Source organism: Rhodococcus globerulus, assembly GCF_019334125.1.
In the GTDB taxonomy this organism is placed as follows: Bacteria; Actinomycetota; Actinomycetes; order Mycobacteriales; family Mycobacteriaceae; genus Rhodococcus_F; species Rhodococcus_F globerula.
The window spans coordinates 2,708,032-2,728,656 of sequence record NZ_CP079698.1 but is presented as its reverse complement, the minus strand read 5'-3'; the positions used below and the strand labels follow the sequence as shown (position 1 = coordinate 2,728,656).

The window sequence follows — 20,625 nt, the reverse complement described above, 5'->3', positions numbered from 1 at the left end:
CGTGGTCATCGACGATTCGAATGGCGGCTCATACACCTCGGAAGAGCACAGGCACAATCTGCGAACTGAATCCTCACGTCCACATGACTTTCCACCGCCCGTGGTCTGGGTGTGGTTGGCGATCCGTGTGGACGAGACGGATGGAAAGGTTTTTGCCAGCAGCGATATGTCGGTTTTTGTGGCTGCGCCGGTGAGCATTGTTGTTGCGGCAGAGGCGACGTCGATTCCGATCAGAACTTCTCGTCGATACGGGTGAGGACGTGGCGACAGAACTCACCCATTTCATCCGGATCATCGATAAAGCATGACGGTTTGATCGCAATGAGGTCGCAGCCGTGGTCGACCAGTCTCTCCAGGTGGGCGTCGAGGGTCGCGTCGATGTCGGCAACGCTGTGGTTGTCGGTGAAGGACGGTACCAGCCAGCCGGTGATCTCGAGATCCTCGGACGTGCGTCCGACCTGTTTCATTGCCTTGTCGAGTGCCGTGCGATGCTCGATCTCGAGCGGAAAGCCCAAAAATAGGCCGTCTGCATAAGTTGCGATGCGCTGCAAGAGACTTGGGCGAAGTTCGGTACCTCCGAACCACATCTTGATTCCATCGGCCCGTGGTTTCGGCGCGAAGTACGTATCTGAGAACTGGTAGAACTCGCCGTCGTACGCGGCCGGTGTCTCCTCCCACAATGCTTTCCAGATCGCCAGGTGCTCGTCCAACTGCCTTCCGCGGGTGCTGAAATCGATCTGCAGGGAGCGATACTCCTCGTCGTGCCAACTGACACTCGGCAGGACGGTGAAGCGGCCGTTGGTCATCATGTCCATCGTGGCCATCTCCTTGGCCAACAGGATCGGGTGGCGAAGCGGTGCGATCAGCGCAGCCGAGATCAGCCGGATGGTTGATGTCGCACCTGCCAACGCAGCTAGCTTGATGAGCGGAGCCGGCCAGGGAGTGGCAGGATCCTGCATCCCCGGCCTCACGAATTGTCTCGGATTCTCCGGCCTGCCGATCGCTCCGGCGCTGGGACCCATGACCACGTGTTCGCTGACAAAAAGACCCTCGATGCCGGCTTCCTCGGCTACGCGGGCGAATTCGATGTGGCGGTGCTCCTCGGAAGGGTCGAGCAGGGTGAACAATTCGCTCATCGCGAGGATTACCTTCGGCTTCCGGCCGTGAAGATTCATCTGGTTCCTTTTTCCGTTTCGGCTCGGCCTAGCGCGCTGAGCATGTCGAACTCGTTGTCGGTGAGGTCGATACGCGCGGACTCCATGTTTTCTTCGAGGTGCCGCACCGAGGACGTGCCGGGGATAGGGAGAATGGCGCCGGAGCGTCGCAGCAACCACGCGAGGGCGAGTTGGCTGGGACTTCGGTCGTACTTACTCGCGAGAGACGCGAGAATTCCGCCCGGCCGTGCCAGCTTCCCGTATGCCAGTGGGAACCACGGGATGAAGGCCATGCCTTCGGCAGTGCAATAGTCCAGGACGTCTTCGGATGCGCGGTCGGCGAGGTTGAAGCGATTCTGTACTGACACGATCTGTGTAATGGCCGACGCGGCCTTGATCTCGTCGACAGACACTTCGGAGAGTCCGACGTGCCGCACCAACCCTTCGTCCTGCATCGATTTCAGTTCGCCGATCTGGTCCTCCAACGGCACCTGCGGATCGATGCGGTGCAGCTGGAGCAGATCGATACGTTCCAAGCCGAGGTGTCGGAGGTTGAGCAGAGTCTGTTGGCGCAGGTATTCCGGCCGTCCGATCGGTGCCCACTTACCCGCGCCCTGGTTCGACGACCCGACTTTCGAACCGATGACCAGCTCGTCCGGGTATGGGTGCAGCGCGGTGCGAATCAGTTCGTCGGTGACGAAGGGGCCGTAGACGTCGGCAGTGTCGAAGAATGTGACGCCGAGTTCGACGGCTCGGCGCAGCACGCGTATGGCTTCGTCGCGGTCGCGCCCAGCGCCCCACGCACCGGGGCCGGCGAGGTGCATGGTGCCGTATCCCAGCCGGTTGACTTCGACGTCGCCGCCGAGGATGAACGTGCCCGACGACGCGCCGGGAGTCACTGTCGTGGTGGTCATGGAACCAGACGCTAATCGCCATTTCGCGCGCGTTCACCATTGTCTCGATCAGCGGGAATGCCCTGGCCGCCAAGTGGAAGTCTCGATCAGCAGGACGGTTGTAGGCAACCAGCGAATTCCGCATATGTTCGTCCTCGAACGAACGGAAATAGCTGGACAGCAATGGAATCCGTACGTTTTCCGTGCGACGAAAGGAATGCGATGACTAGTTCGACCTCGTTGACAGTGATCCAGTCGACCGGCGTTATCGGAGCCGAGATCGGTGGAGTCGACCTGACGAAGCCGCTCGATACAGCGACTGTCGAGAGCATCACCAAGGCACTGCACGAGCACCTGGTGCTGTTCTTTCGCGACCAGTCGATCACCGACTCCCAGCATCGCGACTTCGGTGCGAACTTCGGTACCCTGCAGCACTTCCCGTTCGCGCCCGCCGTCTCTGACGAGATTCCCGAGGTGCATCGCCTCGACAACGACGGCGGCGGAAAGGATCGTGCACCAGACAAATCTGCCGACAACTGGCACAGCGACGCCACTTATATGGAGTTTCCGCCGCTGGGAAGCATCCTGCGAGCAATCCGTTTACCGATCGTGGGCGGAGATACGCTATGGGCCAATATGTACGCTGCCTATGAAGGGCTGTCTTCGCGGATGCAGCGGATGCTTGACGGGATGACCGCGGTCAACGATGCCGCAAAGATTTCGCAGGGAAATCGAGAGGCAGTCCACAAGCGCTTCCCTCCACGTGAGCATCCCGTCGTCCGCACACATCCGGACACCGGGCGAAAGCTGTTGTTCGTCAACAGCCTGTTCACCACCAGACTGGTTGGGTTGTCCGAACGGGAGAATGCGCAAGTGTTGTCTCTGTTGACCGATCACGTCCAGCAGCCGGAGTTTCAGGTGCGATTCCGTTGGGAGCCGAACTCGATTGCGTTCTGGGACAACCGCTGTACTCAGCACTACGCCGTACCCGATTACACCGAGCCGCGGCTGATGCGCAGAGTGGTCATCGAGGGAACTCGGCCGTAACAGCCTTGCAGGAGAGAGCATTGTGAACAAGCACCACGAGGTCCTGGATCCGTTGGAAGTCGACGTGTCCGCGCCGCGCGCCGGGCACGTGATCGAGGACGCCGCGGACGCGGCCCGACGGATCATGGATTCGCTGCTGCGGACGGGGAGGAACAACCCGCATCTCGAACAGATCCGCGACCAACTTCACGCAATTGCCGACACTCTCGACGAGCACTCGTCCGGCATCGACGCCCGCCTTGTCGAGATGTGGGCGGGCGACGGAACGAACCGCCACGATCCGGTTTCCGGTACCGAGAACCCGATTGCCCCGCCGTTCCTTTTTCGTGGCAGATCCGACGGATCGATTCGCGGCGAGGCCACGCTCGGGCTGCCGTATCAAGGCCCTCCGGGCATGGTTCACGGTGGCGTCGCGGCACTGGTCCTCGATCACGCACTCGGGTGTGCCAACGGATATGCAGGCACGAGTGGGATGACCGGCTGGCTGAAGGTCCGCTATCACCGGACTACACCGTTGTTCGAACCGCTTGTGGTCACTGCCCGTCAGACGTCCGTCGAGGGGCGAAAGATCCATACCGTGGGCGCGATTGCCGCCGCGGACGGCGGCGTCTGCGTTTCGGCGGAGGGTCTGTTCATCGCGGGCCACCTCGACCGTCCCCGCAGCCTCTGACGCGCAATCGCGTTTTCGTCGCTATACCTGCATCACCACTCTGAGAGAAAGGTTCACAATGGCTTCGTCCGAAGAACTGCGCGACGTCGTGGAGCGCTACATCCATTTGCTGCAGGAGGGGACCGGTGCGGAGATAGCCTCACTCTATGCCGAAGACGGCAGCGCCGAGGATCCTGTGGGCAGCGCGCCGAAGGTCGGCCGGGCTGCACTCGAGGAATTTTACAACCGGGCCACAGCCATGGAGAACGTCACCGAGGCACGCGTGGTGCGGGTCGCGGGGAACGAGGCCGCCGCGCACTTCAGCGTTATCTCGAAGGCCGGCGACAAGACGTACACGTCCGCGCCGATAGATACGTTCACGTTCAACGAGCGCGGTGAGATCATGCGGATGCGCGCCTATTGGGGCCCGGGAGATATCCAAGTCTCCTGAGGCGAGTGATAACCGAAATGGTCCGGAAGAGATTATCTCCCGGACCATTTCGCTATTTCGTACTCAGCGCGCGGCGGCGATGTGTTTGACTGCTCGGTATCCGAACAGCATCGACAAGCCGATCGGAAGGCCCGGTCCGGGATAGGTGTGCCCGGTCATCGACGCAGTGCTGTTGCCGCAAGCGTAGAGCCCGCCAAGTACACCGCCATTTTTCTTCAGTACTCGGCCATCGGTGTCGATGCGAAGACCGCCCTTGGTTCCGAGGTCCGCGATCACCATGCGTGCGGCGTAATAGGGTCCCTGATCCAGCGGCACCAGTGCCGGGTTGGGGCCGGTTCCGGCAGCGAATGCCAAGTCGTACGGATCCTCGCCGCGGTGGAAGTCCGCGTCTACACCGGTCGACGCCGCGTCGTTGAACCTTGTGACCGTGTCGGCCAGAGCCTGCGGCGGCACACCGATCTTTTCGGACAATTCGACAACCGAATCCGCACGCACCAAGGTGCCCGCAGCGATGCACCTCTCCGGGGCATCGCCCGGTAACGAGATGGCGGGAAGTTTGCCCCCGTTGCGGGAATCGAAGACGAACCAGGCGGGCTCGCGGGGTGTCCCGCCGGAGGTGCTGCCGTCTGCGAGGTTGCCGGCCATTCGCCGTCCTGCCTGGTCGTACGGTGAGGCCTCGTTGCAGAATCGCGTCCCCGAACCGTCGATCATGATTCCTCCGGCGATGCACACGAGTACGGCGGGCCGGCCGTCCGAGAGTTCAATGCCGGGATTCCACCATGCGTCACCCATGAGTTCCGTTGCGGCACCGATGCGGATGCCCGCGGTGATGAGATCTCCAGTGTTGGCGCCGGCCGGTGACATGGTCCAGGCCGCGTCACCGGGGGTATTCGTTGCGGTGCGCAGACCTGCATTGGATTCGTAACCGCCGGCGGCGATCACGACGCCGTGGGTGGCACGGACATGGATCGATCGGCCGTGATGTTCAGCCTGCACCCCGATCACGCGGCCGTCCTGTACGACGAGATCCATGACGGGCGTCTCGGTGCGGAAAGTGACGTTACCGGTGCTTCGTCCAGCGAGGAGCAGACTTGCGATCAGAGCGCGGCCTTGAGTGATCGGTGCTTCGGGGTGAGGCTCATTCGCTCGGTCGAACACCAACGCGGGCCGCAGGAACGGGAGGAACTCTCCTACCTTCTCGTATTCGATAGGTGCTGGCCAGATGGACCGCCCTCCGGTCCGTCGGCCGGGCCGATCGAAGTAGTCCGGAAACTTGTTCCACGTGAAGCTGATGTCCGGGTGAGCTGTCAGAAAGTCGACCAGTGTAGGCCCGGTCTCGAGATACGTCTCGTAGTGGGCTTTCGCCGAGTCGTCGAGTAGGTGGGAGAGGTATTCGCGAGCCAGGTCTATGGAATCGCCCGGATCACCTTCCATCTCGATTTGGTTGCCGGGGAACCATATTGCCGCTCCGGCGTACGTGGTGACGCCTCCGAAAAGAGGTGTTTTCTCGAGGACCAACGTCCTTAAGCCCTCGACACCCGCCGTGTAGGCCGCAGTGAGTGCGCCACCACCTGACCCGACAACGACGACGTCATACTCTTCGTCCCAAACCTGCTCTGTCGCAGTGTTATCGGTGGGATTTTGGCTAGTTGTCACGGTGCAACTCCAATACGTGTGGTGAGACCAGTTCGCTTGTGTCGAATACGGAAGGCAAGACCGCGGTGGGTGGTGTGGTGAACTTCCGCAATCAGATAGTGCCGCCGGAACCAGATGTGAAGCGAAGCATTCCGGTGATCGAGACCGCGAACACTATCGTTTGTGCACAGTGGGATTCGGAACGCGAAGCACGCAGTGCGTCCCGCCGTAGAAAGCCACCATGCATTTGTTGCAGTGATTGCACAACGATTCGGTGGTCGCGTCCTCGATCAGGTGGTTGACCATGTCCGGATCCCGTAACAGTGCGCGTCCGGCAGCCACGAACTGAAAGCCGGAGTTCATAGCTTCGTCCATGATTTTCTTGTTCGTGATACCGCCGAGAAGTACCAAGGGAAGTGTCAGTTGGGACCGGAACTGCTTGGCGTCGTCGAGTAGATAACCGTCCTTGTATGGGTATTCCTTGAGGAAGTGCTTGCCGACAGTCTGGATTCCGAGTTTGGTGGGCTGGGGCATGACCGCCGCGAACTCGCGCAGTGGGGCATCACCTTTGAAAAGGTACATCGGATTGAACAACGATGAACCTGCGGTGAGTTCGAGCGCGTCCACCGAGCCATCGGCCTCTAACCACTTGGCGACCTGAATGGACTCGTCGAGCCAAAATCCACCCGGCACACCGTCGTCCATGTTGAGCTTCGCAAGAATCGCGATTTTGTCGCCGACCGCGTCGCGGACGGCGCGGGCCGTTTCTCGGGCAAAGCGTGCCCGGTTCTCGAGACTCCCGCCGTAATTGTCCTTGCGTTTGTTCACCTTTGGTGACAGGAACGACGAGATCAGGTAGTTGTGGCCGAAATGCATTTCCACGGCGTCGAATCCGGTCTCGACCGCACGTCGGGCCGCGTTAGCGTGGGCCTCGGTGATGCGAGTGATGTCAGCCACGGTCGCGGGCTTGGAAAAGTTCTGAGTCGTCACACGGAAGGCACGTGAGGGGGCGAGCGCGGGATAACCGATGTGCTTCGATGCCGCAACCGGCCCGGCATGGCCTATCTGCGCGGACACCGCGGCGCCCTCGGCGTGGATGGCGTCGGTGAGTCGGCGCATGCCGGGTGCTGTTTCATCTGTCCACTGCAATTGGCCGGCCGCAGTGCGTCCGTCCGGCGCAACTGCGCAGTACGCCACCGTGGTCATCCCGACACCGCCGGCTGCAGGCTGGCGGTGAAACTCGATGAGTTGGTCCGTGACAACGCCTTGCGGGGTCAACCCCTCGAACGTCGCAGCCTTGATGACACGGTTCCGCAGAGTAAGCGGGCCCAGTTTGCCGGGCGACAAGACATCGATTTTTGGTTTTCCGGTGCGGGTGTTCATGACGTGCCTCCAGCATTGGTCGATTCGGTTCCGGCCGGCGCGGTCCCGGGCAGACCGCAAAGACAGGAGGCTAATCGTCGAATTGGGCTCTTCCGGAACAGTCTCGCTCATCGATATCGGCCGGTCCTTCAGCTGGTCACGGTGGTCTCGATTATCGAGACGAATTCGGGAAGAGTCTCTGCCGCAATTACAGTCCCGATACTGCGGCACGGGGCGGACATCACCGCACCGTTGTTGCGAATCACCCGAACTGCTGAGAGGACAACAGCGCGTGACTTCGACACAGATCGACGAAACCGAGATCCGCATTATCGACGATGGAGCGGCCCCCACACGATTTGCCCGCGGCTGGCACTGCCTGGGTCTTGCCGATAGTTTCAGGGGTGGAAAGCCGCACCCCGTAGAAGCATTCGGGACCAAGCTGGTCGTCTTCGCAGACAGCACCGGCACCCTGAAGATCCTGGACGCATACTGCCGCCACATGGGTGGAGATCTGTCTCAGGGAGCCATCAAGGGTGACACGGTGGCCTGTCCGTTCCACGACTGGCGTTGGGGCGGCGACGGCCGTTGTAAGGACATCCCGTACGCCCGCCGGGTGCCGCCGCTAGCACGGACACGGTCGTGGGCGGCGATGGAACAGGACGATCTACTGTTCGTCTGGAACGATCCCGAAGGCAATCCGCCGCCCCCGGAAGTGGCTGTCCCTGTAATGAGGACTGCGGACGCAGAGTGGACCGAGTGGGTGTGGAAGTCGCTGACGATAGACACCAACTGCCGCGAGATCATCGACAATGTGGTCGACATGGCCCACTTCTTCTATGTTCATCTCTCGTTCCCCGTCTACTTCAAGAACGTATTCGAAAATCATGTTGCCGTACAGTATTTCGAGGGCCGCTCCCGCGAGGATGTGCGACCGAAAGTGACCGACGGCAGCAAACCGAACCTGGTCGCCAGTCACTCGACAGCCGCCTATTACGGACCGTCGTTCATGATCGACGAACTCGACTACGAGTACGACACGATGACTCTCAACTCGGTGCTCGCCACGTGCCACTATCCGGTGAGTGCGAACAAGTTCGTGCTGATGTACGGGGTGACGGTGAAGAAGACCCCCGAATTGCTCGGTGACGAGGCTGTCGAGTTGGCCAGGAACCACTCGACGTTCATCTCTCAGGGTTTCGAGCAGGACGTCGCGATTTGGAAGAACAAAACCCGGATCAACAATCCATTGCTCTCCGCCGAGGACGGTCCGGTCTACCAGTTGCGTCGGTGGCACGAGCAGTTCTACGTCGACGTCGCCGACATTACGCCGGACATGGTCGCGCGGTTCGAATTCGAGATGGACACCAGTAAGGCTGTCGAGTCCTGGACGAAGGAAGTGCAGGCCAACATTGTTCGGCAGGTGGCCGAGAACCCCGTAGGTTGAACAGCTTCGGATCCGCGGCGGTGGAAAATGTTTCCACCTCCGCGGGTTGTCAGTCGGACGCCTGAGCAGTGGTGGCGTCCGGAAACAGTTTGCGGGAGATGCGGTTGGCCACATCGCGCACTAGCGGCCACGCGCGATGCAATGCGTCTAAGTTCTGGCCGCCACACAGGCAGATTGCAGCGACAGGTCCGTGAGGTCCGCGGACAGCGGCAGCGATACTCGGCAGGGCCTGTCCGGTGAGCCTCTCCGAGCTTGCCCCCGACTCGAAGGACAGGCCCTGCCGCTGACGGATCCGGTTGAGTTCCGCGTGCAAGCTCCTCATGTCCCAGCCTGCGTTTCCACCGACGCGAGCGAATCGGCGTCGAAGGTGACGGTCGACCTGCTCGGCGGGGAGACAGGCCAGCATTGCGCGACCACCGGTCGTGTGATGCGCGGGAACGCGGTGGCCGACTTTGATCTGGAGTTCGCTGGCATAGTGCCCCCCGATTTTGTCGACGAAGACCTCGCTGCCGTTGTCCCATACCGCAAGGTGAACAACCATGCCGGTGCGGAGGTACAGCTGATGCAGGAGATCGGCAGCGGCCGCACGAATTTCATTTTGAAATGCGGCCTTCCGTTCGACATCGTCGACTGTGCGTTTGCCGAGACCGAGGGGTCCGAGGCGGTAGCCGTCGGGACCGTGGTCAATCCATTCGGCCTGGACCATCTGATCGAGGATCCGATGAGTGCTCGATCGGGGCAAGTTGGTGCGACGGGCTACTTCTTCCAAACTCAACAGCGCCGATTGGTCATCGAACACACTGAGGATCAGAGTCATGCGGGCAATCATCGACGGCGGCGTAGGAGGGCCGTCGGCTTTCGACGCAGTTGTGATGCTGCGGGCGCCGCCGGGCATGTTGCCTCCAAATGGATCCGTGGATTCGGTCAGTGATGTGGCCGGTATTAAGTTTTCAGCTTAAGGGAGCCGTCTTTGCGCCGCTGGACCCCTGCAAGCTCCATCGGGTGTGGCCGGCGTCGCCGGACTTCGGAACATCCACGGCTGGAAGATATCTGGGACAGTGGTGGGATCCAGACGAAGTCTCGCTGGCCGGGACAATCTCAGTCGCACCCGGATTCCCGCAGACAATTGCCGCACTGTCGCCAGAGATATTCCCGGTCCTCCGCTCTCACGTCGAGCACCGGTTCCCACGCGCGACACCCGTCGAATCTTGGAGGTTGAGAATGGCTCGTTCGAGGTTTTCGGTGTTTTTCGGTGTAGGCAGGGTGGTGACCGGTTTAGTGGTCGGCAGTTTGCTTCTCACGTCATGCGCTGGCGGCGACGGCAACGCCACCGAGTCGGGTAGTTCGGCCCGGCCGTCGACGGTGCAAAACGGAATTGTCGGGCGACCGATGGCAGCTGGAGACCCAGTGCCGGGAGGCACATTGACCTATGCCGGGTACGCGTTCGTCACAGGATTCGATCCAGCGAAGTCTCAGGCATCGGGCGCGACCGGCGGAACAGAAATGGCTGCGATCTACGACCTTCTGATGAGGTACGACATCGAGTCCGGGGAGTTCGTGCCGCAGCTCGCGCAGTCGCTCGAACCCAGTGACGAATTACGTACGTGGACCCTCACCTTGCGTGAGGGGGTCACGTTCAGCGACGGCACGCCGTTGACGTCGGAGGCGGTAGTGGCCAGCATCGATCGATACAACGCGAACAAGGGCCCGAATGCGCAGGTGTGGACGAGCAGTGTTGCCGGTATGCAGACGCCGGACCCGGGTACGGTCGTATTTTCACTGCAACAGTCCTGGTCCGAGTTTCCCGCGATGCTGGCCGGTGGACACGGCATGATCGTGGCTCCGACAGCCACAGTGGGAGGCAGTCTGGAACCTGTCGGAGCCGGACCGTTCACCGTCAAACGGTTCGTACCGAACGAGGAACTATTGCTCGCGCGGCGCGGCGACTACTGGGACGGAGCACCGAACCTGGAGTTGCTGCGCTTCGTTCCGATTATCGGGGACCAAGCGAAACTTGACGCGTTGCGATCCGGTGATGTCCAGGCTACCTACCTGCGGGGTGCTGAGTTGGTGGACCAAATGCGCTCGACCGAGCAACCGGGCTATATCGACACTTCGAGTTTGGGAAGCGTCGTGCTGATCAACAATCGTCCCGGGCGTCCGGGCTCGGACATTCGGGTCCGGCAGGCTATGGCATATGCCACCAGCACCGAAACGTTCAACCAGCGTGTGCTGGCGGGGAAGGGCCTACCCGGCGCGGAGATTTTCCAACCATGGTCGCAGTGGCACAGTGACGTGAGTCCGGTCGGTGTCGACCCAGAAAAAGCCAAGGAGCTACTCGATGCCGCGAAGAAGGACGGATTCGACGGCAATGTCACATTTGTGGGCCTCAACGACCCCACTGCACAGCAATCGGCATTGACAGTGCAGGCGATGCTGCAGTCGGTCGGCTTCAACGTGACAATCGAATACCAGAACAGTACGGCCGACCTTGTGAAAAAGATGTATGCGCAGCATGATTTCGATCTCGCATACGGGGCGTTCAACCTCTTCGAATCGGCGCCGTTCATCAGGCTCTACAGTTCGATGCAGTCGACGTCGACCAACAACGCGCTCGGATACGCGGACCCTCGGATGGACGCCGCTCTCGCGGCCGTCCAGTCCGCACGAGGTGATGCCGAGAAGCGAGCGGCACTCACCGACGTGCAGACACTGGTGAACGAGACGACCCCGTTTCTCACCCTTGGGGCCTTGTCCAGCTTCATCCCGTGGCAGGCGAACGTGCACGGGGTACAGCCGAGTCTGGACGCGGTCCTGCTCTTCGATAAAGCGTGGATCGATTCCTGACCGTGGATGGGTGACCGAATTCCGAAGCCGCGTCACCTCGTCTACAACTACGTGCGCAACGAACGGTTCACTCTGCTGCCGGGGCTGGTGGAGATCGATCCGATCGACCACGACATGACCGAGGACTTGCGAGAGCGGATCGAACGGCGTCATCAGGCGCGTCAGGCTTACGCGTTCGTTCCGCGCGAGGCACTGTCACTACCGGCAACGCGCGCCCCTTGAATGACTGCGCCGCCGCTCTGGTCATCATGTCCGATACCGAGTGTCATCGGGAGTTCCATCTAGCGTTTGTGATGCGATGTATCGCCGGGCCAGCCGGCCGCGCCGACCCGGCGGAAACGGACCCTCCTACTCCTGTCCCGAGTCCTTTGTCAGGCAGATGAGTTCAATCGTCGTCTCGGGTAATTCGTTGTGGCAGCGCGCGAATCGGAACGCCATTGTGCCCTCGTTGTGCCCGAGCGTCTCTATCCAGGTCGCGCCAGGAATCTTGGGATCATCATGCGCCAGAACTAATTCGATCCGCCCGGTTTCGTCAGATTCGGTATCGAAACTGGTGGCGAAGACGCGGTTGCCGAAGCGCCATTCGAGGGACTCCATCCAGTAGTTCATCGGGACGAAGCTCCAGTAGGCTCCCGTAGATGGTGTGAACGAGATACGTAGCGCATACCCCTCCGGCACCGCCCAGTAGCCGTTCATGTATTTGTGTCCGGCCGGGGTAAAGATGTCGCCCGAATCGTGCATGGGGCTGAGGGCGTTGAACTTCTCGGTCTTGGTTGTCCCCACCCACTGTGCCCAAGTTCGGGTGTTGAACCACGCGAACTGCGCGGCGCGCTCGAGTCCGGTGGCCAAGGCATCAGCGGTGAGGGGAGGTGGATTTACGGGCCCGCCGATTCTTCGAATGGACAATGGCCGCGGCCTGTCGACGCGAGGATCACGGAGATATCGCCTAACCGAAAGGACACTGGCGTCTGTATCGAGTTTTACCCCGTTGCGTCCTTCATGCCCGGCGGCAACTGTGAGCGTGAAGTTGCCGTCCGTCGTGGTGTCGATCTCGGCTTCTGTGATCGCATCGATGAGACGTCGCGGTGTTTTGTTGGCGCCACTCAAATCGCCTGAGTAGACGGTGAGTTCGATGAGCTCCGTCTCGGCCATGCTTCCCGTGACGATGTACTGGTACTTCGACGACACGGGGCTCGAGTCGTATAGCTGAGCAGGGCTGTCTCCCGCGAACTTTCGCACTCCGGCTCGGGTTTTCTGCTGGAAGTCCGGGTAGGCGGGGTCGGTATACTCGATGAATTGCTCGATCCCGATCGTCAGATATCGCAGGAACAGTCGGTTGCCCTCGGCGGCGTCGATCGCATTGTCGGGCATCGGCAGTTGTGCGAATTTTTCGGGGAAGTCCCTGATCATGTCGGCGAGGTAGGTGAATGCTTCTGCAGGAACGCTAGCCTGCGCAGGCAGCGTCATGACGCAGTCCGGTATGGTGCGCGCGGCGAGGCGCAATTATCGAACGTCGAAGCCGGCATTGTGCTGTTGGCCTCCAACAGGATCACTCCTTCCACGCTTCGTCGAAGAACATGATTCCGTCGATGCTCTGCTGGAGGCCGTGCACGTTCTTGTTCCACACGTCCAGCGTGGGGACATTGCCCCAAATCTGCCAGGGGACAGTGTCTGTGGCGCGTTGCTGGATCTCGGCGAGGACGGTTTTCTTGTCCTCGTCGGTGGTAGCGACTCCGAGTTCATCGAGTAGGACATCCATTTGGGGATCCGAGTAACCGGTGGCGTTGTTGCGGCCACCTGTCTTGAGATTGGTATACAGGCGTTCAAAAGGATCGGCCTCGGACAGGCTGAGCGCGCCGGTTCCCATGTCGTAGTCGTGATCCACCAAGACGCGCTTAGTGACGTCGCTTGCGCTGGTGACGTATTCGATTTGTACATCGAATCCGACTGCGTTGAGCATTGCCTGCACAGCAAGGGCTGTTGCCTGCGAGGACGGCTCCTGGATGGAGAGGAAGGTGACTTTGCCGTCGTAGCCGTCTGCCTTGGCCTGATCGAGCAGTTCCTTGGCCTTGGCCGGATCCACACCGATTGGGGCGACGTCGTTGTGCCAGCGGGAGGTGTCCTGGAAGATTTCCTGGCCGGGCAGGCCGTTGCCGTTGTTGACGCGGGTGTTGAGCGTTTCGGGGTCGATGGCCAGTGCCATTGCCTGGCGCACACGAAGGTCCGAGCCGGGGCGACCTTCTGCCATGTTGACGTTTGCGATGTAGCCGAGCGACGGGATGTCGATGAATCCCGGGTAGCCGGACTCGATCAGATCGAGGATCGGGGTGAGTGTGCGCATGTATGCCGCGTCGATGCCACCGGTCTTGAGGGCCTCGGCGGTGGGCTGAGCTCCGACGATGCTGATGAGCTTGAGCTTGTCGATATTCGGTGCGCCGCCGTGGTAGTCAGGCCGTGCTGCGAGCAGCAGTTCCTCGTTGGGAGTGAACTTTTCGAGTGTGAATGCGCCGGCGCCGATCGGGGTGAACTGATCACCCTGCTGCGCCGTGGGGGCGACGATCATGCCGGGTCCGGTGGAGAGCATCGACTGAATGCCGGTCCACGGATCGATGAGGTTGAAGATGACCGTCGACGCGTCCGGAGCGTCCATGGAGGCGACTTTGGCTGCCCAGAGGCTGGACTGCGGTCCCTTGTTGGTGACGTAACGGTTGATGCTGTCGACAACTGCCTTGGAATCGAGACCTGTTCCGTCGCTGAACTTGACGCCGTCACGAAGCTTCAACGTCCAGGTCTTGCTGTCGCTGCTGGGCTCGAGGGACTGTGCCAACTGCGGAACGAATGTCTTCTCGATAGGGTCGTAGCGCATCAGCGAGTCGTAGATCGCTCCGAGTTCACTGCCACCGACGGCTCCGGCAACCTGAGACTTCGCCGGATCAAGTGTCGTCACCGAGGAGAAGCCGCTGAACGTCAAGGTTCCACCCTTGTTGGGCGCGCCGGGCTCTGTTTGTTCGTTGACCATGCCGATCTCGAGCGCGGAACCTGAATCTGCGGATTCCCCTGCACCGCCGTTTGATTCGCTGTTTGCGCACGAAGCGAGCAACATGCTTGCGGTGATCGCCAGGGTAGCCGTCAATCTGCGCGGACGACGAAGGGAGCTACGAGTCATTGGGACGCCTCCAAATGGAAGGATGAGTGAAATCTTCAGCGAAGATTCCCTATTGTGTGATGTGCACCATGGTGGCGGTTGAGTTGTCCCGCTGACCGGAACCTGCGGACGGCCGGGTTCTGTTGCGAGCACGCAAATTTCGGGCTGCATTCGTGTATCGCCTGTGAGACAAGTTCCGTTGCCCGCGTTGGTGGAAGTGATCGGTCATTATGCGCAGTTCCCAAGGCGGGGAACGATAATAGCTCAACGGTCCACTTCGACCGACACATCGATGTCGGACGCGCCGCTCATAGTGATGGAAGTTCCATCGAAATCGATTTGGGTCATTTTCCTTCCCCTGCAACTGCGTTAGTCGGTGTATCGGCGCAAGAAGTTGCTGGCTCTGAAGGTCTGCTGGTGTTCACGTTGCTGCGCGGTGATGAAGGAAGTACCTGCCGGTAGACGCTCTCTGAGTTGATCCAGTTTGACAACCTCGGAGCGCCGGATGGCCAACTCGACGGGGGCGTTGACTGGCAGGGATTGCCAGCGGACTGCAACCATTCCCGAGTTGTGCCCTTCGGGGTCGAGCCAATTGTAGGCGCCGGGATCCTCACGGGAAATGACAAACGAGTACGTACCATTCGGATTAGGCTCTGCCTGAACGGTATTCAAGCTACTTGTTCGATCGATGTACTCGTACGCCACTCCCCACGGGTCGGAGAGTTGAATGCCGAGGGACGCAGCACCCAGTGGATCGACGGTGACAACCAACGCTTCTCCATCGTTCAGGTCAAACCATCCCCCCGTCGAGAGTCCGCGACCTGCGGGACGCAGACGCGCCGGGCGCACGTAATTTGTTGCCTCGCTATAGAAATACTTGTTGAAGTAGTCGAGCCAGAACGGCGCCATCTGCGTCAGCAACTCTACCGAACGTGTAGTGAGCTGTTCCAAGCTTCGCGGTTCGCGAGCCGCAGGACCTGAAGTCCGAACCAGATCGAGGCGGACAACATTTTCCGTTGACCAGTCGTCGAGGAGGTCCCGGATAATCAAGAACGAATCTTGCTTTGCAGGGATCCGGATGTGGTTGGTCCGCCCGTTGGCGGGCTGGGCGTCCAGAGTGATGACAAAAGACCCGTCCGCTTCGACCGCGATGTCGTCGCTGTGCAACCCTGCGAGTTGTATGCCGCCTTCGGCGGTGAGGGAGGTGGTCCCAGGGATGGCGTCGCGCAGCTCGAAGTGTTGCTCAGTAGGTCTCGGGTAGTTGATCTTCCCGCGGATCTCATATGTCGAGGACCCTGATACCGCTGTGTGCCGGTAAACGTTGTCCGGGTTCTCGATTCCGAAACCGGACCTGGGGGAACTCAGTCCTTGAAACTCGTGTGGAGCGGTTACGCCCCACATGAGCATCGGAATTTCCGGGTCCGAGCAGATGGCATATTGGGTCGCTGCGGTGGCCAGTGAATGGGCAGCTCTGCCGATCGTCGCTTTTCCAGCCGGTGTCGAGCCCTGCGGGTCGGCCGCGTAGAGCATTTCGACGCTTCTCATCGCTGTGCGGTAGGTGTCTGTTTCCAAAATCCTTCGGGTCAGTTCTTCGCCGTCGCGTTGTACTGGTGTAGCGAGGGCGCCTACATAGTTGACCTCAATTGATGTTTCCATTCGTTCCATCTGGAATTCACCTCTTTCAGGCGGTTGTCTGTCAGCACATTTGGCTTAAATCTGTTGCAGCTCAAGGACGTCGACCTGTTCCCGACAGGCGCGTGACCGGTGGTTTACAAGTTGGGACGATATCTCGGGGCAAGGTGTACCGTGCATCTCGGCACGGTCCGACCTCGCGCCCGCAATTGAGACATTCTGCGCTGTCCGCCTGAAAGGGTGAATCGTTGTCAGGCGAAGGTTCCTTCAAACAAGGGTTCCGACGCTCCGTCAGGGCGATAGAAGGGCCGCCCTCCTTCGACCGTGCAGCGGCGCATCAGCCGGTACTGAGGGTAGTGATCCGAAAGCGCGCGGTGATTCGTGCAGCGCTCATCCCAAATCGCGACGTCGCCCGCTCGCCAACGCCACCGAACCGCATAATTCGGATTATTGACGAGATTGCCCAGGTAACCGAGAAGTGCATCGCTCTCCGGCCTGTGCATGCCCACAAGGTGATCGATGAAGGAGCTCAGGAACAAGGCTTGACGCCCAGTCTCTTCGTGGGTACGGACGAACGGAAGAACCGCGCCCTGAAGATTCTGCCGGATCACCTGCTCGGATTCAGCTCCGTACATGGCCACATTTGCCTGAATAAAGTGGTCGGAGGGCTTATGCAATGCGCGCAAGTCCTGGCACACTCGCTTCATTTCGTCAGACAGACTGTCGTAGACGGCGTACAGACTGGCCCAGAGGGTATCGCCTCCCACTGCGGGGATATCGAGCGCGTAGAGGATGGCCAGGTTAGGTGGCTCCGGCCAGTAGGTGAGATCCGTATGGAATCCGTCTGCAAGCGGCGGCTTTTTCGCGTTGTTTTCGACGGAATGTAAGACTGTTTCGTCGCCGTGGAGTTTCGCTACCGGGTTGGCCATCGGAGTGCCCCACCGATTTGCGAGGTCGACGTGATCCGCTTCCGACAAGTTTTGATCGCGGAGAAAGATCACGTGATGCTTCAGTAAGGTCTGGTGCAGTTCGTCGAACTCGTCTTCGTTGAGGGCGTTGAGGCTGACCCCTTCTACGAGTGCTCCAATGTTGGCACTTAGTGGTGTGATGCGCATGCGCCGGCTCTCGTGTACATCGGGGGCTTGAGAATCGACGGCAAGATTAGATGAACCCATTTCTTTACCTCTCTTGGGGATCGGCCGAATTCAGGTGCTGAGTTACAGCGTCCGCGTCTGGTGATACATGCGATTGATCAGAAATTGGATCACTTTGGCGCGCAGTCCTTTTCGTGGCGACGCGCATCGGTACACAGGTCATTGCCGGCGCTCGCTCTGTGGCAAGCCAGGCAGTGACCAAGTCTGTAGTGTCGGCGCCCTTCAGGCACGTTGTGTGGGGTTGTCCTGAAGTTGTGGAGGCCTCGACTACGTGAAAATCATAAGTCAACTACCAAATGTTAGTCAACTACCACTTTTTTATTCACTCTCAAACCGCGCCACTGGTCCGCGAAATTGGCTGATGCTGTCTGTGACGCCGCGTGTGTGGCAGGTCCTGGGCAGTCCACCGTACGCTGAGGTCACTATGGGTTTACGAGAACGCAAGAAGCTTGCAACGCGGCATCGCATTGTTGATGTCGCCTTAGAGCGGTTCGCTGAAAATGGTTACGACGTAACCACGGTCGAGGAAATCGCCAACGACGCCGAGGTGTCGGTAACCACCTTCTTTCGCTACTTTCGGTCGAAGGAGGAAGTCCTTTTCATCGACGCCGAATGGACGGTCCCTGACTTCTGTGCCGCGCTCGAGGCGCGCCCGACGCACGAGCCGGACCTCGAGGCGATCCACCAGGTGTTACGCATGTTTCGTGTGCGCGAGGTGCACGGGGATGAGCGTCAGCGCCGCCTGCGTCAGCACCGCGTGGTTGCTGACACTCCCGTGTTGCGTGGGCGTGCCCACTTGGTCGCTCAACGATGGCAGCGCGAGGTCGCAGCTGTCCTGGCGAAACGACCAGGTACCTTCCCTGACAACCGGAACGTTCGACTCACTGCCGCAATTGCTTTCACCATCGTGAGCTTTGCCGACGACGAGTGGTGCGCGCACGAGGGAGCTGTCAACTGGCTCACCATCCTCGACGAAGCCTTCGACTCCCACGCGGCACTCACTCCGAGCGGCCTCGACCCTTGATCGCGCACATACTTCGACTCGCGCGGCGGCATACACCATCATCAGCCGCTGTGGCGTGCGGCGATCATCGCACATTGCCGCTGGCGTGGCCGCCGCGTCGCAATGCGCATCGCCCGCGAAACGGGCCGTTGACCTTTGCACACCGTCACCGATCCGTGGTTTTCACAGTTGGGCCAGTGCGCCAACGTTATTGCGCGTTCTGCGCGTCGTTTGGCGAGATGGTTTCGCGGGCAGAGTGATTCGATCGAGCACGTGGCTATGTCGGCTACAGCAGCATAGGAATCGGTGCCCACACCTTCGAGGGTGACTCCTGAATTCAGTGGTGCGTCTGAAATACTGGCAGCGAAGCGGCGGGGTGGGTGCCACCGCCGTTGCGACACTGACTACGAGGGGGCTGCGAGAGTATGTCGGGGATTGACAGGAATTTGCATTTGATGCGGCGCAAAGAAACTACGTTCTCACGGCGCAGTCGATTCGTGACTCTTACCGTCGGCGTCACCGCGGTGATCTCCGTCGGAGTCGCACCCATCGCCGCCGCGGAGCCGGCACCGAGTGGAGATCTTCATTGGGAGTCCTGCCCGGCCGAATACGAGCTTGATCCGGCATCCGATCAGTGTGCTTCGGTCACCGTTCCCCGCAACTACGCAGAACCTGACGCCGGCACGATCGACGTGCTCGTAACCCGTCACCGCGCCGAAGATCCGGGCTCGCGCAAAGGCGTGCTGTTCACCAATCCCGGAGGACCTGGTGGAGACGCGATCGGCTCGAACAGAATGTTCGTCGACGTCCTGCCCGACGCGATTCGCGCACAGTGGGACGTGATCGGAGTTCAACCGCGCGGACTCCCGTACGCCGGCGCGCTTTCGTGCGCAGTGGGCCCTGAGCTGGCGACGGCGGCAGGCTTCGGTTTCGGTGGGGCTGCGGCACGAAATGCGTGCGAGGCAGGTGCGCCGGGCACCACTGCGCACCTGACTACCGAGAACACGGCGAGGGACTGGGAGCAGGTCCGCGTTGCGCTCGGCGAGGATGTCATCGATATTTACGGTCTGTCCTACGGCACAATTCTCGGATCCACGTACGCGACGCTTTTCCCGCAGCACACCGGTCGCATGGTTCTCGATTCCGCGGTCGACCAAAATTCGTTGTGGAACGACGTGTTGTGGCAGCAGAACGACGGCTACAAAGCTCGCTTCTACGACCTCATGGATTGGATCGCCGCCAACAACGACACCTACGGGCTTGGTGAGACTCCGCTCAAGGTCTACCAGCGATGGTCAGACCGGATTGTCGCGGAGGCCGGTGGTAACCCGACGCTTGCGCCGCCGCCTGCGCAAATCGGTGACGTACCGCCCGGTCTCGAAGCACTCGCGAATGCCTACCGCAGCGGGGTCGATCTGACTGGGCCGGCGCGCGTTCAGTTCGAGGCATTCATTCGGGGACTCGCCGATCCGTCGCACACGCAAATGTCGTCGAGTATCTACGTGATGACGCGGCAGGTGCTTCCAGCTCGGAACAGTTGGCCGCTCATGGCCCGGGTAGTCCGCGACGGTGTCGACGCGATTCCCAGTGGTGCCGGGATGAACGACATATCGGAGCTGGAGCTGGAGCGAATTGCTCAGTCCCAGATGATGCAATCACTGATGTTGTGTAACGAGAACAGTGTCGCGGATCGGCCGGACCGTATCTCGGGTTGGCTCTTCTCGACCTTCATCACCGGAGATCTCTTCGAGCTCATCGGGTATGGCTACAGTGCCGGGACCTTCTGCGCCGGTGCGCCGCCCGTAACCGCGTTGCCCGAGCTGAGCAACCGGGGGCTGGCGACGGCGCCGCTCGTTCTGCAGGGGCTGCGCGACCCGCAGACGCCGTATCAGGGTGGGGTGCAGCTAGCCCGCGACATGGGGGCGAACCTGGTCACCGTGGAAGGCGGCGATCACGGCGCCGGCATCCAGGGCGGTAACGCGGTGATCGATCAGGCCGTCACCGAATACCTCGAGACGGGGCGTACCTCCGTCACGCATGCGCCCGAGGCCCCGATCACTGCACCCCTGTAGGTAGGTAGCCGGAAGAAGTGGCGCCTCCGACCGGCACCGAACATGTCCTCAGGTCAGGCCCTCGCTGGAAGGCGAGGGCCTGACCTGTCCAACGAGAAAATGACATGTCGACTGTTCCGGGTTCGGTGAACCTT

The 20,625-nt window shown here is 60.6% G+C and carries 17 protein-coding genes and 1 pseudogene; 9 read left to right on the top strand and 9 right to left on the bottom strand.

Going from position 1 to position 20,625, the window contains the following annotated elements; all coding sequences use genetic code 11:
• Positions 1–230: 230 nt before the first annotated feature.
• Positions 231–1,175, bottom strand: a complete 945-nt coding sequence (locus tag KYT97_RS12310) for an LLM class flavin-dependent oxidoreductase (protein ID WP_219112390.1) — start codon at positions 1,173–1,175, stop codon at positions 231–233.
• Positions 1,172–2,068: an aldo/keto reductase gene (locus KYT97_RS12305; RefSeq protein WP_219112389.1), complete on the bottom strand. Its 897-nt coding sequence runs from the start codon at positions 2,066–2,068 to the stop codon at positions 1,172–1,174. The genes KYT97_RS12310 and KYT97_RS12305 overlap by 4 nt, the downstream gene beginning before the upstream one ends.
• Positions 2,069–2,269: 201 nt before the next feature.
• Between KYT97_RS12305 and KYT97_RS12300 the strand changes: the two genes are divergently transcribed.
• The 3 genes from KYT97_RS12300 to KYT97_RS12290 are packed head-to-tail and all read left to right on the top strand — an operon-like array spanning position 2,270 to position 4,194.
• A complete protein-coding gene (locus KYT97_RS12300) occupies positions 2,270–3,094 on the top strand; it encodes a TauD/TfdA dioxygenase family protein (RefSeq protein ID WP_219112388.1) in 825 nt (274 codons plus the stop codon).
• 22 nt (positions 3,095–3,116) lie between these two features.
• On the top strand, positions 3,117–3,764 hold the full coding sequence (locus KYT97_RS12295) for a PaaI family thioesterase (RefSeq protein WP_245006094.1): 648 nt from the start codon (positions 3,117–3,119) through the stop codon (positions 3,762–3,764).
• Positions 3,765–3,822: 58 nt separating this feature from the next.
• On the top strand, positions 3,823–4,194 hold the full coding sequence (locus KYT97_RS12290; protein WP_219112387.1) for a nuclear transport factor 2 family protein: 372 nt from the start codon (positions 3,823–3,825) through the stop codon (positions 4,192–4,194).
• A 63-nt stretch (positions 4,195–4,257) separates the two neighbouring features.
• Here KYT97_RS12290 and KYT97_RS12285 read toward each other — a convergent pair whose 3' ends face one another.
• Together KYT97_RS12285 and KYT97_RS12280 are read right to left on the bottom strand one after the other, a co-directional pair.
• Complete coding sequence (locus KYT97_RS12285) at positions 4,258–5,850, bottom strand: FAD-dependent oxidoreductase (protein WP_219112386.1); 1,593 nt, start codon at positions 5,848–5,850, stop codon at positions 4,258–4,260.
• 153 nt (positions 5,851–6,003) lie between these two features.
• Positions 6,004–7,212: an NADH:flavin oxidoreductase gene (locus tag KYT97_RS12280; RefSeq protein ID WP_095886907.1), complete on the bottom strand. Its 1,209-nt coding sequence runs from the start codon at positions 7,210–7,212 to the stop codon at positions 6,004–6,006.
• Positions 7,213–7,483: 271 nt separating this feature from the next.
• Here KYT97_RS12280 and KYT97_RS12275 point away from each other — a divergent pair, with 271 nt between their 5' ends.
• The gene (locus KYT97_RS12275; protein ID WP_245006093.1) at positions 7,484–8,638 is read left to right on the top strand and encodes a 3-ketosteroid-9-alpha-monooxygenase, oxygenase component; all 1,155 of its coding nucleotides are present in this window, start codon (positions 7,484–7,486) and stop codon (positions 8,636–8,638) included.
• 49 nt (positions 8,639–8,687) lie between these two features.
• On the opposite strand, the gene KYT97_RS12270 is transcribed toward KYT97_RS12275, so the two are convergent.
• Entirely contained in the window at positions 8,688–9,533 is an 846-nt protein-coding gene (locus KYT97_RS12270; protein ID WP_245006092.1) for an IclR family transcriptional regulator, read from the bottom strand.
• A 371-nt stretch (positions 9,534–9,904) separates the two neighbouring features.
• Here KYT97_RS12270 and KYT97_RS12265 point away from each other — a divergent pair, with 371 nt between their 5' ends.
• The 3 genes and pseudogenes from KYT97_RS12265 to KYT97_RS31320 form a co-directional block, all read left to right on the top strand.
• Positions 9,905–11,485, top strand: coding sequence for an ABC transporter substrate-binding protein (locus KYT97_RS12265; protein ID WP_245006091.1), 1,581 nt, complete (start codon positions 9,905–9,907; stop codon positions 11,483–11,485).
• 6 nt (positions 11,486–11,491) lie between these two features.
• On the top strand, positions 11,492–11,707 hold the full coding sequence (locus tag KYT97_RS12260) for a hypothetical protein (protein ID WP_219112383.1): 216 nt from the start codon (positions 11,492–11,494) through the stop codon (positions 11,705–11,707).
• Positions 11,674–11,751 (top strand): annotated as a pseudogene (locus KYT97_RS31320) (thiolase family protein); the annotation flags it as partial. The gene KYT97_RS12260 and the pseudogene KYT97_RS31320, both read left to right, overlap by 34 nt.
• Before the next feature lie 82 nt (positions 11,752–11,833).
• On the opposite strand, the gene KYT97_RS12255 reads toward KYT97_RS31320, so the two are convergent.
• The 4 genes from KYT97_RS12255 to KYT97_RS12240 form a co-directional block, all read right to left on the bottom strand.
• Positions 11,834–12,952 carry a hypothetical protein gene (locus KYT97_RS12255; protein WP_219112382.1) on the bottom strand — a complete coding sequence of 373 codons (1,119 nt, stop codon included), beginning with the start codon at positions 12,950–12,952 and terminating at the stop codon, positions 11,834–11,836.
• An 82-nt stretch (positions 12,953–13,034) separates the two neighbouring features.
• On the bottom strand, positions 13,035–14,651 hold the full coding sequence (locus tag KYT97_RS12250; RefSeq protein WP_219112381.1) for an ABC transporter substrate-binding protein: 1,617 nt from the start codon (positions 14,649–14,651) through the stop codon (positions 13,035–13,037).
• Between the two features lie 348 nt (positions 14,652–14,999).
• Positions 15,000–16,175, bottom strand: coding sequence for a DUF1214 domain-containing protein (locus KYT97_RS12245; RefSeq protein ID WP_165826241.1), 1,176 nt, complete (start codon positions 16,173–16,175; stop codon positions 15,000–15,002).
• Between the two features lie 338 nt (positions 16,176–16,513).
• Complete coding sequence (locus tag KYT97_RS12240; protein ID WP_219112380.1) at positions 16,514–17,377, bottom strand: TauD/TfdA dioxygenase family protein; 864 nt, start codon at positions 17,375–17,377, stop codon at positions 16,514–16,516.
• Between the two features lie 463 nt (positions 17,378–17,840).
• Between KYT97_RS12240 and KYT97_RS12235 the strand changes: the two genes are divergently transcribed.
• The gene (locus KYT97_RS12235) at positions 17,841–18,440 is read left to right on the top strand and encodes a TetR family transcriptional regulator (protein WP_162487722.1); all 600 of its coding nucleotides are present in this window, start codon (positions 17,841–17,843) and stop codon (positions 18,438–18,440) included.
• A gap of 404 nt (positions 18,441–18,844) precedes the next feature.
• Entirely contained in the window at positions 18,845–20,491 is a 1,647-nt protein-coding gene (locus tag KYT97_RS12230) for an alpha/beta fold hydrolase (RefSeq protein ID WP_219112379.1), read from the top strand.
• Positions 20,492–20,625: the final 134 nt, after the last annotated feature.